We start from the raw sequence: 15,401 nt of genomic DNA, 5'->3' as shown, positions 1-15,401 counted from the left end.
GCGGGCGCCGGAAGCCTGGCGGGAATGGGCGTCGTACCGTCCCAGATGACTAAAAAACACCTGTCACAGTTGAAGGAATCAACATGCAAGTACAGCTGGAAACTCTGAGCAATCTTGAGCGCCGCATGAACATCGCCCTGCCGATGGCAGCCATTGAAACCCAAGTCGCCGAGCGTCTGAAGCGCGTGGCGCGCGGCGCCAAGATCCAAGGTTTCCGCCCGGGCAAGGCTCCGCTGAAGATCGTGGAGATGAACTACGGCGCCCAGGTGCGTGAAGAAGTGATGGGTGAGCAGGTTCAGCAAGGCTTCTACAAGGCCGTGACCGAGCAAAGCCTGCGCGTGGCCGGCTACCCGCGTTTCGAGCCGGTTGCCGCCGGCGACGACAAGGAAAGCTTCAAGTTCGCCGCCACTTTCGAAATCTACCCGGAAGTGAAGGTCGGCGAGCTGGCAGGCAAGGAAATCGAAAAGCCGAATACCGTGGTCGGCGACGCCGAGATCGAGAAGACCATCGACATCCTGCGCAAGCAGCGCACCCGCTACAACCGCGTTGAGCGCGAAGCTGCCGAGGGCGACCGCGTGATCATCGACTTCAAGGGCGCCATCGACGGCGTGGCCTTCGAGGGCGGCTCTTCCGAGAACTTCCCCTTCGTGCTGGGCCAGGGCCAGATGCTGGCCGAGTTCGAGGCCGGCATCGTCGGCGCCAAGGAAGGCGACATCAAGACCGTGGAAGTGAACTTCCCCGAGGACTATCACGGCAAGGACGTGGCCGGCAAAACCGCCGTGTTCGAAATCCTGGTGAAGAACGTGGCTGAAGCCACCCTGCCGGAAGTGAACGAAGAGTTCGCCAAGGCGCTGGGCATCTCCGACGGCGACGTGGAAAAGATGCGCGGCGAAATCCGCAAGAACGTCGAGCGCGAAGTGAAGCGCCGCCTGCAGGCCCGCATCAAGGAAAACGTGATGCAGGCGCTGATTGACGCCACCGAGCTGGAACTGCCGAAGGCCCTGGTGAGCCTGGAAATCGGCCGCCTGGTCGAGCAAGCCCGCCGCGACATGCAGCAACGCGGCATGAACGTGAAGGACATGCCCTTCCCGCCGGAACTGTTCGCCGCCCAGGCCGAACGCCGCGTGAAGCTGGGTCTGATCCTGTCCGAAATCGTGGAAGCCAACAAGCTGGAAGCCAAGCCGGAGCAGGTGCGCGCGATGATCACCGAGTTCGCCGACAGCTACGAGCAGCCGGAAGACGTGCTGGCCTGGTACTACGAGAGCGCCGACCGCCTCGAAGGCCCGACTTCCATGGTCCTGGAAGACAATGTGGTTGAATTTGTGCTGTCTCAGGCCAATGTTGTAGCCAAGGACCTGTCCTTCGACGAACTGATGGGCAGCCAAGCCTGATAACAACTTTCGGAGTGGCCGATGAAATCTATGATGGAACCGCAAGGTCTGGGCCTGGTGCCCATGGTGGTGGAGCAGAGTGGCCGCGGCGAACGCGCCTATGACATCTACTCTCGCCTGCTGAAGGAGCGCATCGTCTTCCTGGTCGGCCCCGTCACCGACGAGTCGGCCAACCTGGTTGTGGCGCAGATGCTGTTCCTGGAGTCGGAAAATCCGGACAAGGACATCCATTTCTACATCAACTCGCCGGGCGGCTCGATTACCGCCGGCATGTCGATCTACGATACGATGAACTTCATCAAGCCGGACGTTTCCACGCTGTGCATCGGGCAGGCGGCCAGCATGGGCGCCTTCCTGCTGGCGGCGGGCACTCACGGCAAGCGCTTCGCGCTGGAGAACAGCCGGGTGATGATCCACCAGCCGCTGCTGTACGGCGGCGGCCTGTCCGGCCAGGTGACCGACATCGAAATCCATGCCCGCGAGCTGGTCAAGGTGAAGGCCAAGATGAACGAGCTGTTGGCCAAGCATTCCGGCCAGACGCTGGAGCGGGTGCAGTCCGACACCGAGCGCGACAATTTCATGTCCGCCGAAGAGGCCCGCGCCTACGGTATGATCGATAAAGTGCTGTCTTCCCGCCGGGATGTGACGGCCTAAGTAGTGGAATGGGCTAATGGCTGACAAAAACAGCAACGAGAAGCTCCTCTACTGCTCTTTCTGCGGAAAGAGCCAGCATGAGGTGCAGCGGCTGATCGCCGGACCGCAGGTGTTCATCTGCAACGAGTGCGTCGAGCTGTGCAACGACATCATCCGCGAGGAGCTGGAAAAAGGCACTGGCGGCGAAGTGATCGGCGGCGCGTCCGCCGACCATCCGCTGCCGACCCCGCAGGAGATCCGCGCGGACCTTGACCAGTACATCATCGGCCAGGACTTTGCCAAGAAGACCCTGTCGGTGGCGGTGTACAACCACTACAAGCGGCTGTACAACAAGGGCGGCAAGGACGATGTCGAGCTGGCCAAGAGCAACATCCTCTTGATCGGCCCGACCGGCTCCGGTAAGACGCTGCTGGCGCAGTCGCTGGCGCGCCTCTTGGACGTGCCCTTCGTCATCGCCGACGCCACCACGCTGACCGAGGCGGGGTATGTGGGCGAGGATGTCGAGCACATCATCCAGAAGCTGCTGCAGAAGTGCGACTACGATGTCGACAAGGCCCAGCGCGGCATCGTCTACATCGACGAGATCGACAAGATCTCCCGCAAGTCGGAAAACCCGTCCATCACCCGCGACGTGTCGGGCGAGGGCGTGCAGCAGGCGTTGCTGAAGCTGATCGAGGGCACGGTGGCTTCGGTGCCTCCGCAAGGCGGCCGCAAGCACCCGAACCAGGAATTCATCCAGGTCGACACCACCAATATCCTGTTCATCTGCGGCGGGGCTTTCGATGGTCTGGACAAGATCATCCGCCAGCGTTCCGAGAAGGGCGGCATCGGCTTCGGCGCCGAGGTCTCTTCCAAGGACGATGGCAAGAGCCTGACCAAGCTGTTCCAGGAAGTGGAGCCGCAGGACATCATCCGTTTCGGCCTGATTCCGGAACTGATCGGTCGTCTGCCGGTGGTGGCCACGCTGGAGGAGCTGGACGAGGAGGCGCTGGTTTCCATCCTGACCCAGCCGAAGAACGCGCTGATCAAGCAATACCAGAAGCTGTTCTCGCTGGAAACGGTGGAGCTGGAAGTGCGTCCGTCGGCGCTGCGCGTGATCGCCAAGCAGGCGCTCGCCCGCAAGACCGGCGCCCGCGGCCTGCGCTCCATCCTGGAGCGCGCGCTGCTCGATACCATGTACGAGCTGCCGTCGATGCAGGACGTGGAAAAAGTCGTCGTCGACGAGAAGGTGATCGAGAAGGGCGACAAGCCGCTTTTCATCTATCGCGAAGGCGGCGGTGTGGCACAATCCGCCTGACGGCCTGGCCTGAATGACTGAACCGCCCGTCAGGGCGGTTTTTTATTTGTCGCCGACGTAATCTGTTTTAGTATGGGGTCGACGTCCCCCCACTTTCAGTAGCAGAGAGCTTTAGAGTCCGGGCTTAATTGACCTGATTTCTCTGCAAGTGATTCGGCATAGGCAGCTGGCGTCAAACCACCCAGTGCTTTCTTGGGCCTTTCGTTGTTGTATTCCCTACGCCAGGCTTCGATGACGACCTGGGCATGGCGCAGGCTGGTGAACCAGTGTTCGTTCAGGCACTCATCCCGGAAGCGCCCGTTAAATGATTCGATGTAAGCGTTCTGATTCGGCTTGCCTGGCTCGATCAGAAAGAGCTGCACCCCACGAGCGTGTGCCCAGGTCAACATCGCTCGGCTGCAGAATTCCTTGCCGTTATCGGTCCGGATGGCTTTGGGCAAGCCACGTGTCTGCGCCAGCTGGTCGAGGACGCGGGTCAGATGCAGACCTCCCATCGCACGTTCCGGAACAATGGCGACTGCCTCATGCGTGGCATCATCGACTACCGTCAGATTTTTGATGACCCGCCCCTCTGCCGTTCGGTCGAACACAAAGTCCATCGACCAGACCTGATTGGCGGCCAAAGGACGGGCCAGTGGGTGACGGTCGGCCACAGGGATTTTCTTGCGCTTGCGCCGGCGAATTTGCAGACCGGCCTCAGCATAGAGCCGATCCACCCGCTTGTGATTGACCACCATGCCGCTCTGCCGCAGTTTCAAATAGATCATGCCGGCGCCGTAGCGTCGGTGCCGTTGCGCAAGCGCGATGATCTTCGCTTTCAAGACGGCATTGCGATCGGTGGCGGGCTGATAGCGGAATGAACTGGGACTCATGCCGGCCAGGCGCAGCGATTTGCGCTCGCTGAGCCCTTTGCCCACCAGATGGCGCACCAGCTCCCGCCGTGACGGTGCGCTCACCACTTTTTTCTCAGGGCTTCTTTGGCAATCTCGTTCTCGAGCATGGTCTCGGCCAAGAGTTTTTTCAGGCGCGCATTCTCTGTCTCCAGCTCCTTGAGACGCTTGGCCTCCGAGACATTCATTCCGCCGAATTTGTTGCGCCAGAGGTAATAGCTGGCTTCCGAGAAGGCGTGCTTGCGGCACAGTTCGGCAATGGGCATTCCCGCGTCGGCTTCGCGCAGGAAGCCGATGATCTGTTCTTCGGTGAATCGTTTCTTCATATCCAATCTCCGTGTGTGGTTGATTGGACTCTAAAGTCACGTGCTACTCAATACCGGGGGGACGTCGGGGTGTTGATATTCTGGCCTTTCGCCCCATTTTCCAAGCATTGTTTCCCCAAGCTAAGGTTAGGTGATATGCCGCAACCCGCAGAAATCAGAGAAGAGACCTCGCTGCCGCTGCTTCCGCTGCGCGATGTGGTGGTCTTTCCGCACATGGTCATTCCGCTGTTCGTCGGACGGGCCAAGTCGATCCGTGCGCTGGAACTGGCCATGGACGAAGGCAAGCAGATCCTGCTGGTCGCCCAGCGCTCGGCCTCCAAGGACGAACCGTCGGCCGAGGACCTGTACGGCGTGGGCACCATCGCAGCGGTGCTGCAGATGCTCAAGCTGCCCGACGGCACGGTGAAGGTGCTGGTAGAGGGCCGTCAGCGCGCCACCATCAAGGAAGTGGGCGAGGAGGACGGCTGCTTCGTCGCCGAGTTCTCGCCGCTGTCCAGCGAACTGGAAGAGTCCAACGAGACCGAGGCGATGCGCCGCGCGCTGCTCGCGCAGTTCGAGCAGTACGTGAAGCTGAACAAGAAGATCCCGCCTGAGGTGCTGAACTCGCTGGCCGGCATCGACCGCGCCGGCCGCATGGCCGACAGCATCATCGCCCACCTGCCCTTGAAGCTGGAGCAGAAGCAGGAAGTGCTGGAGATGTTCGACGTGCAGACCCGCCTCGAGCATCTGATGTCGCAGCTGGAAGGCGAGATCGACATCCTGCAGGTGGAAAAGCGCATCCGCGGCCGCGTCAAGCGCCAGATGGAGAAGAGCCAGCGCGAGTACTACCTGAACGAGCAGGTCAAGGCCATCCAGAAAGAGCTGGGCGAGATGGACGAGGCCAGCGACCACGACGAGCTGGAGCGCCGCATCAAGGCCGCGGGCATGAGCAAGGAAGGCCGCGAAAAGGCATTGTCGGAGCTGAAGAAGCTGAAGATGATGTCGCCGATGTCGGCCGAAGCCACCGTGGTGCGCAACTACATCGACACGCTGCTCGAGCTGCCGTGGAAGAAAAAGACCAAGATCAGCAAGGATGTGGCCGCCGCCGACGCCGTGCTGGACGAGGATCACTTCGGCCTGGAGAAGGTCAAGGAACGCATTCTGGAGTACCTGGCGGTGCAGCAGCGCGTCGACCGCCTGAAAGCGCCCATCTTGTGCCTGGTGGGCCCTCCGGGCGTGGGCAAGACCTCGCTGGGGCAGTCCATCGCCCGCGCCACTAACCGCAAGTTCGTGCGGATGGCGCTGGGCGGCGTGCGCGACGAGTCCGAGATCCGCGGCCACCGCCGCACCTACATCGGTTCCATGCCGGGCAAGGTGCTGCAGAACATGGCCAAGATCGGCGTCAAGAACCCGCTGTTCCTGCTGGACGAAGTGGACAAGCTGGGTGCCGACTTCCGCGGCGACCCGTCCTCCGCGCTGCTGGAGGTGCTGGATCCCGAACAGAACCACGCCTTCATCGACCATTACGCCGAGGTTGAGTACGATCTGTCCGACGTGATGTTCGTCGCGACCGCCAACTCGCTGAATATCCCGCCGGCGCTGCTCGACCGGATGGAAATCATTCGTCTTTCCGGCTATACCGAGGACGAAAAGGTGAACATCGCGCTGAAGTACCTGTTGCCCAAGCAGATGGAGGCCAACGGCGTGCGAGACGGCGAGCTGGTGGTGCAGGAATCGGCGATCCGCGACATCGTCCGCTACTACACCCGCGAAGCCGGCGTGCGCAGCCTGGACCGCGAAGTGGCCAAGATCTGCCGCAAGGTGGTGACCGGCGCGCTGCTGAAGCCGGCCAAAGCCGGCAAGGTGACGGTGTCCGCCAAGAATCTGGACAAGTATCTGGGCGTGCGCCGCTTCGACTACGGCCTGGCCGAGGAGCAGAATCGCATCGGCCAGGTGACCGGCCTCGCGTGGACCGAGGTGGGCGGCGAGTTGCTGACCATCGAGGCGGTGTCGCTGCCGGGCAAGGGCAATATCGTGCGCACCGGCCAGTTGGGCGAGGTGATGCAGGAGTCGATCACCGCGGCGATGAGCGTGGTGCGCAGCAGAGCCAGAAGCCTCGGCGTGAAGCCCGACTTCTACGAGAAGAGCGACATGCACATCCACGTGCCGGAAGGCGCAACGCCGAAGGATGGCCCCAGCGCGGGCATCGCGATGACCACGGCCATCGTGTCGGTGCTGACCGGCATTCCGGTCCGCGCCGACGTGGCGATGACCGGGGAGATCACGCTGCGCGGCGAGGTGCTGCCGATCGGCGGCCTGAAGGAGAAGTTGCTGGCGGCGCATCGAGGCGGCATCCGCCACGTGCTGATTCCAAAGGGCAACGAGAAGGATCTGGTGGATATCCCGGCCAACATCAAGCAGAAGCTGGAAATCCATCCGGTCAAGTGGATCGACGAGGTGCTGGCGCTCGCGCTGGAGCGTCAACCGGAAGAACTGTCGCAAGAAGAACAATCTGGCGACATTCCGCCGACTCAGGATGCGGGCAGCAATGTGCCGGTCCTGAAGCATTAAGAATCATGGTCTTACCGAAGCCGTGAATAAGCTGTGTTTTCGCGGCTTCCCGTTGTGCTTGCGAATTAGCAAAATGGCCGTGGAAGCCGCTTGACACAAGGATTTCCGCCTTGCTATAAAGCAAGCGTTTTTATCTGAACTACGTAGACCGAGAACGACGAAAGGGGACTTACGTGAACAAGTCTGAACTGATTGACGCCATCGCGGCTGAAGCCGACATCTCCAAGGCTGCTGCTGCCAAGGCTCTGGACGGCATGGTTGCTGCCGTTACCTCTGCCTTGAAAAAAGGCGATACCGTGACCCTGGTGGGTTTCGGCACCTTCTACGTGGGCGAGCGCGCTGAGCGCAGCGGCCGCAACCCGAAGACCGGCGCCACCATCAAGATCCCGGCCGCACGTTCTCCGAAGTTCCGTGCTGGCAAGGCACTGAAAGACGCGCTATAATCAGCCCTTCCGTCGGGGCCTGATTCGTCGGGCCTCAGCGGGGCGCAAGGGCGTTTAGCTCAGTTGGTAGAGCGTCTGCCTTACAAGCAGAATGTCGGCGGTTCGACTCCGTCAACGCCCACCAACGGTTCGGAGTGGTAGTTCAGTTGGTCAGAATACCGGCCTGTCACGCCGGGGGTCGCGGGTTCGAGCCCCGTCCACTCCGCCAAATACACGAGAGAAGGTGAACCGTTTGCGCGTTCACCTTTTTTTTTACAGGGGTGGCCTTAGCCAATCGTCATGTTCGAGTTTGTCCAGAACAACAAAACCGTCATTCAAGTGATCCTGGGCGCCGTGGCCCTGACTTTCGTGGGCTTCGGCGTCGGCAGCTACTCCAGCGCCACCGACGATCCCTACCTGGTCAAGGTGGGCAAGACCAAGATCTACAAACGCGACCTGGATCGCGCGCTGGAAGGGCAGCCCAGCGATCCGGCAACCCGCCAGGCCGCGCTGGAGAACCTGATCCGCCAGGAGCTGCTGCTGGCCGAGGCCCGCGACCACGGCGCCGCCGTCAGCCCCGATCAGTTGCGCAAGGCGATCGCCTCCATTCCCGCCTTTCAGGAGAACGGCCAGTTCAGCGCCCAGCGCTACAGCGAGTTTCTGAAGAGCCGCTACCCGAATCCGGAAGCCTTCGAGGCCGACATCAGCCGCGACATCCTGCTGCAGAGCCAATTGAGCAGCGTGGCGGGCACCCAGTTCGTGTCCAATACCGTGGTGACCCGCGTGGCGGGCCTGCTGGGCGAGGGCCGGGAGCTGCAGCCTCTGGTGCTCAAGCCGTCCGACTTCGCTTCCGAGGTGAAGACCGACGCCGCCGCGATCAAGGCCTATTACGACGCCAACGCCAAGCGCTTCAGCCTGCCGGAGCAGGTGAAGCTGGACTACGTGGTGCTGTCGCAGGACGCGCTGGCCCAAGGCATCAAGGTCAGCGACGCCGAGGTGCAGAAGTACTACGACCAGCACAAGGCCGACCTGGCCGGCGAACAGCGCCGCGCGTCCCACATCCTGCTGACGGTGGCCAAGGATGCCAAGCCTGAACAAAAGGCCAAGGTCAAGGCCGAGGCGGAGGCGATCCTGAAAGAGGTGCGCGTCAATCCGGCCAAGTTCGCCGAATTGGCCAAGGCCAAGTCGCAGGATCCGGGCTCCGCCGAGAAGGGCGGCGATCTGGGCTTCTTCGGCCACGGCATGATGGTCAAGCCGTTCGACGACGCGGTGTTCAAGATGAAGCCGGGCCAGATCAGCGACCTGGTGGAAACCGAGTACGGCTTTCATATCATCCGCCTGGACGCGGTCAAGTCGCAGAGCCTGGACGACGTCAAGGGCGCGGTCGTCGACAAGCTGCAGAAGCAGAAAGCCGCGGCGCTGTTCCACGAGCAGGCCGGCAAACTGAACGAAATCGCCTACCAGCAGGCCGATTCGTTGAAAGGCGTGGTCGACGCGTTGAAGCTTGAGGTCAAACATTCCGACTGGGTCCGGCGCAACCAGCCGTCGCAAGACGAGCTGCTGGGCAACGCCAAACTGCTGTCCGCCGTATTCAGCGACGATGTGCTGAAGAAAAAGCACAACAGCGAAGTGGTGGATATCGGCGGCAACCGCCTGGTGGTCGCCCGCATCGCCGAGCATCAGCCGGAGCGCCAGCAGCCGTTGGCCGATGTCACGGACGCGATCCGCAAGGAACTGGTGGAGCGCGACGGCGCCAAGCTGGCGGACAAGAAGGGGCAGGCGCTGTTGGCTGAGCTGAAGGCCGGCAAGGGCGTGGACGCGCAGAAGTGGGGCCCCGCCGCCACCGTTTCCCGCCGCGCCGCTGCCGGCATGCCCGCCGCCGACGTGCGCGCGGTGTTCGCCGTGGCCGGCAGCAAGCTGCCTGGCTTCGCCGGCGTGCGCCATGATACCGGCGAGTACGTGATCTACCGAGTCAACAAGGTGATTCCGGCGCCGGCCGTCACCGATGCCGACAAGGCTCAGTTGGGCAATGTGCTGGGCGAGTTGAGCGCCAACAGCCAGCTGGCCAGCTACCTGAAGGCGCTGCGCGAGAAGTACCCGGTCACCGCCGGCAAGCAATCGCTGACCGACAGCAACTGATCCGGCTCCGTCCCGGCTCCAGCCCCGCGCATGCGGGGCTTTTTGCTTTCAGCCCGGCGCATGGCGGCCGAAGCCGCGCGCCTGGGCTTCCAGGCGCAGCGCGTCCAGCAGCAGCCGGGCCTTGCGCGGCATGCCGCGGCTGGCGAAAACCGCGTGCATCTGCGGGTCGCCGCCGTGGCTGGACACGATGCGGAAGGCTGGGCACAGCCGCACCAATTCGCCGCGCGCGGCCAGCGGCTCCGCCAGCCAGTCTCCCAGCCGGGCGATGCCCATGCCGGCGCGGACGGCGTCCAGCACGCCGTTGCCGGAGTTGCTGCGGTGCCAGGCGTTGAGGTTGAGGCTGATGGCTTGTTCATCCGACACGAAATTCCACGCTTTCAGCACCCTGGGGGCGGTGTGGATCACCACCCGGTGCTGGGGCAGGTCCGAGGGGCTCTGCGGCGCGCCGTGGCGGGCGACGTAGTCCGGGCTGGCGTACAGATGGCGGCGGTAATGCCATAGCGGATGGCCGATCAGCTCGCTGGACGCGGGAAAGGCGCCGCGGATCGAGAAGTCCAGCTTGTCCCGTATCGGCTCCAGTGTCGAATCGCTGTACAGCACCTCGAATCGCAGCCCGGGGTGGGTGTCGGCCAGCCTGCCCAGCACGGCGGGCAAGAGCTCGCGGCCCAGCGTTTCCGGCGCGGAGAAGCGCAGCAAGCCGCGCGGCGCGCCGGCCTGCTGGCTCAATTCATCCTCTGCCTGCTGCTGCAGGTCCAGCATCTGGCGGGCGGCGGGGTAATAGGCTTCGCCGGCCATGGTCAGCTCCACCTGCTTGCTGGAGCGGGCCAGCAGCATCGCGCCCAGCTCCTCTTCCAGCGCTTGCAGCGCTCGGGTGGCGCTGCTGGGCGAGGTGCCCAGCTGGCGGGCGGCGGAGACGAAGCTTTTCTGCTCCACCACCGCGCAGAATATCCGGATTCCCCATAGCGGTTTCATTGCGGCCCCTGTATTGCGTTTTTTGCAATATAACATTGCAAGCATTGTTTGAGACCTGCACGTACAATTCGCGTCGAAGAGGAGGATGACGATGTTGTTGAGCTTGAGCTTTCTGTGCCTGATCGCCTTTTGCGCGGGCCTGGTGGATGCCGCGGTCGGCGGCGGCGGCCTGATCCAGATACCCGGCTTGTTCAGCGCGCTGCCCAATGCCGCGCCGGCCACCATTTTCGGCACCAACAAGCTGTCTGCGGCGGTGGGCACGCTGTCTGCGGCGCGTTCCTATCTGAGCCGGGTGAAATTGCCGTGGCGGCTGGTGCTGCCGGCCGCGGCCACCGCCTTCGTGTTTTCCTTCGCCGGGGCGGCCGCCGTGTCGCAGATTCCCAAAGGCGTGATCCGGCCGCTGGTGCTGGTTCTGCTGCTGGTGATGGCGGTGTACACGCTGTGGAAGAAGGATTTCGGCAAGCTGCACAAGCCGGTGGCCATCGGCCGCCGGGAAATGGCGATTGGCATGGCCATCGGCGGTGCGATCGGCTTCTACGACGGCTTGTTCGGTCCCGGCACCGGCAGCTTCCTGATGTTCCTGTTCATCCGCTTCTTCGCTTTCGATTTCCTGCACGCCTCGGCGGCGGCCAAGGTGGTGAACCTGACTACCAATGTCGCGGCGCTGATCTTCTTCGTCGGCGCCGGCCACGTGCTGTACCAGTTCGCGCTGCCGATGGCGGCCGCCAATATGGCCGGCGCGATGGTGGGCACGCGGCTGGCGATGAAGAAGGGCGCCGGTTTCGTGCGGGTGCTGTTTCTTGGTCTGACCAGCGTACTGATCTGCAAGCTGGCCTGGGATATCTTGCACGGCTGAGCGGTTTGTCCGGGCGCGGCCGCTTTGAACTGAGGCGGCCGCTCCTTTATCATGTAGTCTGAATGACTACGCCACGGCCGTTTTCCATGCACCCATCCCGCTGTCCGCCGCCGGACGCCGCCACCGATCTGCTGCAGCTGCCCAATGTCGGCCCGCGCGCCGCCGCCGATTTGCGGCTGCTCGGATTCAATCATCCGGCTGATTTGCGGGGCCGCGATCCCCACCAGCTTTACCTGCGGCTGTGCGACGCCACCGGCGAGCGCCACGATCCCTGCGTGCTCGATGTGCTGATGTCGGTCTGCCATTACATGGATACCGGCGAGGCGCGCGCCTGGCCAAGCTTCACCGCGGAGCGCAAGCGCAGATGGACGGTGTGAGCCTGACGGCCTGCCATGATTGCGACCTGCTGCTGCGCCTGCCCGGCGCGCAGGCCGGGCGGGTGTGCGTGCATTGCCCGCGCTGCGGCGCCCAGCTGTACGAGTACTCGGACAGCGGGCCGCAGGCCGGCGTGGCGCTGCTGGCGGCGGGCGCGGTGATGTTCGCGATCGCCAACGTCTACCCGGTGCTGGTGCTGGAAATCGCCGGCAACCGCAACGCCGCCACCCTGTGGCAGACCGCGCTGGCGCTGCATGGGCAGGGCATGCCGGAGGTGGCGCTGCTGGTGCTGTTCACCGGCATCGTGATGCCGGCGCTGGAGTTGGCCAGCATGCTCTACCTGCAGCTGCCGCTGCTGTTCGGCCGCGCGTTGCCGGGCTTTCCGGCGATGATGCGGCTGCGCGGGCTGGCGCGCCCCTGGTGCATGGTGGAGGTCTTCCTGCTGGGGGTGCTGGTTTCGCTGGTCAAGCTGGTCCATCTCGCCAGCGTGCAGCCCGGCATCGGCCTGTGGGCGTTTTTCGGCCTGATCGTGATGATGGCGGCCAGCGCCAGCCGCTTCCGGCCGCATCAATTATGGGAACGTTACCAGTCATGCCGCGCTACCCCTTGAACAGCGCGGCCGCGCGCAATCTGTGCCTGTGCCATGGCTGCGGGCTGCTGGTGAGGCTGCCTCCGCGCGAGGCGGGCGTCTGCCCGCGCTGCGCCGCGCCGCTGCATTTGCGGCGGCCGGCTGCGCTGCAGCGCTGCTGGGCGCTGCTGCTGGCGGCGATGATCAGCTATCTGCCGGCCAATCTGCTGCCCATCATGGAAACCACGGCGCTGACCGGCGTGCAGCGCGACACCATCATGAGCGGCGTGGTCTACTTGTGGAACAATGATTCCTGGCCGCTGGCGCTGGTGGTGTTCACCGCCAGTGTGCTGGTGCCGCTGCTGAAGATACTGGCCTTGCTGCTGTTGTTGTGCAGCGTGCAGTGGCGTTGGAGCTGGGCACCGCGCCAGCGGACGCGGCTGTACCGGATGATAGAAGTGATCGGCCCGTGGTCGATGCTGGACATTTTCGTGGTGGCGCTGATGGTGGCGCTGGTGCAATGGCAGTCGCTGGCCAGCATCAAGGCCGGGCCGGGGGCGATCGCCTTCGGCGCGGTGGTGGTGCTGACCATGCTGGCCGCGATGAGTTTCGATCCCAGGATGATCTGGGATCCGGTAGAGGAACACGATGAGCAGTGACAATCCACAAAAACCGGAGCAGGACGATCTGCCGCAGGCGGTGCCGGTGCGCCGCCGTCGCTGGGCGCCGTCGCTGGTCTGGCTGATCCCGGTGGTGGCGGCGCTGATAGGCGGCTGGCTGGCGGTGCACGCCGTGCTGTCGCGCGGCCCCACCATCACCATCTCCTTCCAGAACGCCGAGGGGATAGAGGCCGGCAAGACCCGGATCAAGTACAAGGACGTGGAAATCGGCGAGGTGACCTCGGTCAAGCTCAGCCCCAACCGGCAGGCCATCGTCGCCACCGCGCAACTGAGCAAGGAGGCGGCCGACTACCTGGCGGAGGACAGCCGCTTCTGGGTGGTGCGGCCGCGCGTGTCCGGCGGCGGCGTGTCCGGCCTGGGCACGGTGCTGTCCGGTTCCTACATCGGCATGGACATCGGCAAGAGCGAGGCGCGCAAGACCGACTTTGTCGGCCTGGAAACCCCGCCCATCATCAACGCCGACCTGCCCGGCCAGACCTTCACGCTGCGCGCAGACAACCTGGGCTCGCTGAACACCGGCTCGCCGGTGTATTTCCGCCGGGTGCCGGTGGGGCAGGTGGTCGGCTACGAGCTGGACTCCAAGGGCGGCTACGTCAAGGTCGCCGTCTTCATCAACGCGCCGTACGACCGTTTCGTGTCCGCCAACAGCCGCTTCTGGCACGCCAGCGGAGTCGACGTGTCGCTGAGCGCCAACGGCCTCAACGTCAGCACCCAGTCGCTGGCGGCGATCGCGCTGGGCGGCATCGCTTTCGAGACGCCGCTGGCCGACAACGCCGGCATCCCGCTGTCCGACCGCAACTTCATCCTGCACGACAGCCGCGACAGGGCGCTGCAGAACCCGGACCGCGAGATGCAGCCGTTCCGCCTGCGTTTCCGCCAGTCGCTGCGCGGCCTGAGCGTCGGCGCGCCGGTGGACTTCCGCGGCATCACCATAGGCGAGGTGACGGCGATAGGCGTGCAGTACGTGCCGGAACGCAAAGATTTCGACATGACGGTGGACATCCGCACCTATCCCAGCCGGCTGGACAGCCTGTCGCGCGGCGGCCGCATCAGCGGCAAGCTGTCGCCGCAGGCGCTGGTGGCCAACGGCATGCGCGCCCAGCTGCGCTCCGGCAATCTGATCACCGGCCAGCTCTACGTGGCGCTGGACTTCTTCCGCGACGCGCCGCCGGCCAAGCTGGTCGTGCGCAACGGCCTGCCCGAGCTGCCGACCATTTCGGGCGACCTGGAGGAGCTGCAGCGGGTGCTGCAGCGCATCGTCAAGAAACTGGACGCGGTGCCGTTCGACAGCATAGGCAAGGAGGCCGACGCCTCGCTGAAATCGCTGCACCAGACGCTGGACAGCGTGAAGAAGCTGTCCGACGGCCTGAACGGCGACGCGGTGCCCCAGACGCTGAAGACGCTGGAGCAGCTGCAGCAGACGCTGGAGGCCACCCGCCAGGCCATGCGCGCCGATTCGCCGCTGCAGCAGGACGTGCGCGCCGCCGCGCAGGAAGTGAAGGAGACCGCGCGCAGCTTCCGCGCGCTGGCCGATTACCTGGACCGCCATCCCGAGGCGCTGGTGCGCGGCAAGGAGGCTCAACCATGATCAGACATTGGATTCCCGCCGTTTTTCTGGCCGCCGCGCTGGCGGGCTGCGCGTCGCCGCAGTCCCGTTTCTACGGCCTGGACGCGCCGGCCGCGCCGCAGGCGCAGGCCCAGTTCGGCAAGCGGGTGCTGCTGGGGCCGGTGAGCCTGCCCGCGGCGCTGGATAGGCCGCAACTGGTGCTGGACATGGGCGGCGGCGAGCTGAAACTGCAGGAGTTCGATCGCTGGAGCGCGCCGCTGGACCGCTTGCTGGCGCAGCGGCTCAGCCTGGGCGTGGCGCGCGCCAGCGGCGTGGCCAGCGTCTACGCTTATCCGCAGCCGGGCATGGACGGCGGCGAGCTGCGCATCGCCGTAGACGTGCGCGGCCTCAGCCTGAAGCCGGGGCAGGGCGCGGCGCTGGAGGCGGCCTGGCAGCTGCAGAACGCGGCCGACGGCAGGATACTGGCGCGCGGCGGCTTCAGCCGCAGCCAGCCGGTGGCGTCGGACCAGCCTGGAGCGCTGCTTGCCGGACTGCAGACGTTGCTGGACGGCCTGGCCGCCGACATCGCCGCGCCGCTGGCCCAGCACCCGGAATGGTGGCGCGCGGGCTGACTCTCCCCCATTGGGAGTAGCCGGCGCCAGCCGTAAGGGTTAATCCGCCTCGTCCGTTGGCAGACTGACAGTCCTGCGACAGACGAATATCGGCGCGCGCCGC

At 64.3% G+C, this 15,401-nt stretch carries 14 protein-coding genes and 2 tRNA genes; 14 read left to right on the top strand and 2 right to left on the bottom strand.

Going from position 1 to position 15,401, the window contains the following annotated elements; translation table 11 throughout:
- Positions 1–83 precede the first annotated feature (83 nt).
- The 3 genes from tig to clpX are packed head-to-tail and all read left to right on the top strand — an operon-like array spanning position 84 to position 3,342.
- Positions 84–1,391, top strand: a complete 1,308-nt coding sequence (tig, locus tag CV_RS12515; protein ID WP_011136106.1) for a trigger factor — start codon at positions 84–86, stop codon at positions 1,389–1,391.
- Between the two features lie 21 nt (positions 1,392–1,412).
- Positions 1,413–2,045: an ATP-dependent Clp endopeptidase proteolytic subunit ClpP gene (gene clpP / locus CV_RS12510; RefSeq protein ID WP_011136105.1), complete on the top strand. Its 633-nt coding sequence runs from the start codon at positions 1,413–1,415 to the stop codon at positions 2,043–2,045.
- Positions 2,046–2,061: 16 nt separating this feature from the next.
- Complete coding sequence (clpX, locus tag CV_RS12505) at positions 2,062–3,342, top strand: ATP-dependent Clp protease ATP-binding subunit ClpX (protein WP_011136104.1); 1,281 nt, start codon at positions 2,062–2,064, stop codon at positions 3,340–3,342.
- A gap of 95 nt (positions 3,343–3,437) precedes the next feature.
- On the opposite strand, the gene CV_RS12500 is transcribed toward clpX, so the two are convergent.
- A protein-coding gene (locus CV_RS12500) for an IS3 family transposase (protein WP_115610257.1) occupies positions 3,438–4,558 on the bottom strand; the annotation gives its coding sequence in 2 pieces (ribosomal slippage) (positions 3,438–4,300 and positions 4,300–4,558; 1,122 coding nt in all).
- A gap of 135 nt (positions 4,559–4,693) precedes the next feature.
- On the opposite strand from CV_RS12500, the gene lon reads away from it, so the two are divergent.
- The 5 genes from lon to CV_RS12470 all read left to right on the top strand — a co-directional run bounded on the left by lon (position 4,694) and on the right by CV_RS12470 (position 9,669).
- Entirely contained in the window at positions 4,694–7,108 is a 2,415-nt protein-coding gene (gene lon / locus CV_RS12490; protein ID WP_011136102.1) for an endopeptidase La, read from the top strand.
- Positions 7,109–7,281: 173 nt separating this feature from the next.
- Positions 7,282–7,551: an HU family DNA-binding protein gene (locus CV_RS12485; protein ID WP_011136101.1), complete on the top strand. Its 270-nt coding sequence runs from the start codon at positions 7,282–7,284 to the stop codon at positions 7,549–7,551.
- A gap of 48 nt (positions 7,552–7,599) precedes the next feature.
- Positions 7,600–7,675, top strand: a tRNA-Val gene (locus CV_RS12480).
- A gap of 7 nt (positions 7,676–7,682) precedes the next feature.
- A tRNA-Asp gene (locus CV_RS12475) sits at positions 7,683–7,759 on the top strand.
- A gap of 71 nt (positions 7,760–7,830) precedes the next feature.
- A complete protein-coding gene (locus tag CV_RS12470) occupies positions 7,831–9,669 on the top strand; it encodes a SurA N-terminal domain-containing protein (RefSeq protein WP_011136100.1) in 1,839 nt (612 codons plus the stop codon).
- A 48-nt stretch (positions 9,670–9,717) separates the two neighbouring features.
- Here the strand turns inward: CV_RS12470 and CV_RS12465 are convergent, their stop codons facing one another.
- On the bottom strand, positions 9,718–10,641 hold the full coding sequence (locus CV_RS12465; protein ID WP_011136099.1) for a LysR family transcriptional regulator: 924 nt from the start codon (positions 10,639–10,641) through the stop codon (positions 9,718–9,720).
- A 91-nt stretch (positions 10,642–10,732) separates the two neighbouring features.
- On the opposite strand from CV_RS12465, the gene CV_RS12460 reads away from it, so the two are divergent.
- From CV_RS12460 to CV_RS22190, 6 genes are all read left to right on the top strand, one after another.
- A complete protein-coding gene (locus CV_RS12460) occupies positions 10,733–11,497 on the top strand; it encodes a sulfite exporter TauE/SafE family protein (RefSeq protein WP_011136098.1) in 765 nt (254 codons plus the stop codon).
- An 86-nt stretch (positions 11,498–11,583) separates the two neighbouring features.
- On the top strand, positions 11,584–11,874 hold the full coding sequence (locus CV_RS12455; protein WP_011136097.1) for a helix-hairpin-helix domain-containing protein: 291 nt from the start codon (positions 11,584–11,586) through the stop codon (positions 11,872–11,874).
- Entirely contained in the window at positions 11,862–12,482 is a 621-nt protein-coding gene (locus CV_RS12450; protein ID WP_043596214.1) for a paraquat-inducible protein A, read from the top strand. The genes CV_RS12455 and CV_RS12450 overlap by 13 nt, the downstream gene beginning before the upstream one ends.
- Positions 12,464–13,099 (top strand): paraquat-inducible protein A, encoded by a 636-nt coding sequence (locus tag CV_RS12445; RefSeq protein ID WP_043596212.1) that lies wholly within the window; start codon positions 12,464–12,466, stop codon positions 13,097–13,099. Before CV_RS12450 ends, CV_RS12445 begins: the two co-directional genes overlap by 19 nt.
- Positions 13,089–14,708 carry an intermembrane transport protein PqiB gene (locus CV_RS12440; RefSeq protein ID WP_011136094.1) on the top strand — a complete coding sequence of 540 codons (1,620 nt, stop codon included), beginning with the start codon at positions 13,089–13,091 and terminating at the stop codon, positions 14,706–14,708. The genes CV_RS12445 and CV_RS12440 overlap by 11 nt, the downstream gene beginning before the upstream one ends.
- Positions 14,705–15,298, top strand: coding sequence for a PqiC family protein (locus CV_RS22190; RefSeq protein ID WP_011136093.1), 594 nt, complete (start codon positions 14,705–14,707; stop codon positions 15,296–15,298). Before CV_RS12440 ends, CV_RS22190 begins: the two co-directional genes overlap by 4 nt.
- The last annotated feature ends 103 nt before the right edge of the window (positions 15,299–15,401 follow it).

Source organism: Chromobacterium violaceum ATCC 12472 (assembly GCF_000007705.1).
Classification (GTDB): Bacteria; Pseudomonadota; Gammaproteobacteria; order Burkholderiales; family Chromobacteriaceae; genus Chromobacterium; species Chromobacterium violaceum.
Note: the sequence above shows the minus strand (reverse complement) of the source record. Positions and strands in the feature narration are given on the sequence as shown.

What these genes read in the sequence shown, in the direction of transcription:
- tig (WP_011136106.1), top strand. Translation starts at nt 84, where the DNA reads ATGCAAGTACAGCTGGAAACTCTGAGCAATCTTGAGCGCCGCATGAAC.
- clpP (WP_011136105.1), top strand. Translation starts at nt 1,413, where the DNA reads ATGAAATCTATGATGGAACCGCAAGGTCTGGGCCTGGTGCCCATGGTG.
- clpX (WP_011136104.1), top strand. Translation starts at nt 2,062, where the DNA reads ATGGCTGACAAAAACAGCAACGAGAAGCTCCTCTACTGCTCTTTCTGC.
- lon (WP_011136102.1), top strand. Translation starts at nt 4,694, where the DNA reads ATGCCGCAACCCGCAGAAATCAGAGAAGAGACCTCGCTGCCGCTGCTT.
- CV_RS12470 (WP_011136100.1), top strand. Translation starts at nt 7,831, where the DNA reads ATGTTCGAGTTTGTCCAGAACAACAAAACCGTCATTCAAGTGATCCTG.
- CV_RS12465 (WP_011136099.1), bottom strand. Translation starts at nt 10,641, where the DNA reads ATGAAACCGCTATGGGGAATCCGGATATTCTGCGCGGTGGTGGAGCAG.
- CV_RS12460 (WP_011136098.1), top strand. Translation starts at nt 10,733, where the DNA reads ATGTTGTTGAGCTTGAGCTTTCTGTGCCTGATCGCCTTTTGCGCGGGC.
- CV_RS12455 (WP_011136097.1), top strand. Translation starts at nt 11,584, where the DNA reads ATGCACCCATCCCGCTGTCCGCCGCCGGACGCCGCCACCGATCTGCTG.
- CV_RS12450 (WP_043596214.1), top strand. Translation starts at nt 11,862, where the DNA reads ATGGACGGTGTGAGCCTGACGGCCTGCCATGATTGCGACCTGCTGCTG.
- CV_RS12445 (WP_043596212.1), top strand. Translation starts at nt 12,464, where the DNA reads ATGCCGCGCTACCCCTTGAACAGCGCGGCCGCGCGCAATCTGTGCCTG.
- CV_RS12440 (WP_011136094.1), top strand. Translation starts at nt 13,089, where the DNA reads ATGAGCAGTGACAATCCACAAAAACCGGAGCAGGACGATCTGCCGCAG.
- CV_RS22190 (WP_011136093.1), top strand. Translation starts at nt 14,705, where the DNA reads ATGATCAGACATTGGATTCCCGCCGTTTTTCTGGCCGCCGCGCTGGCG.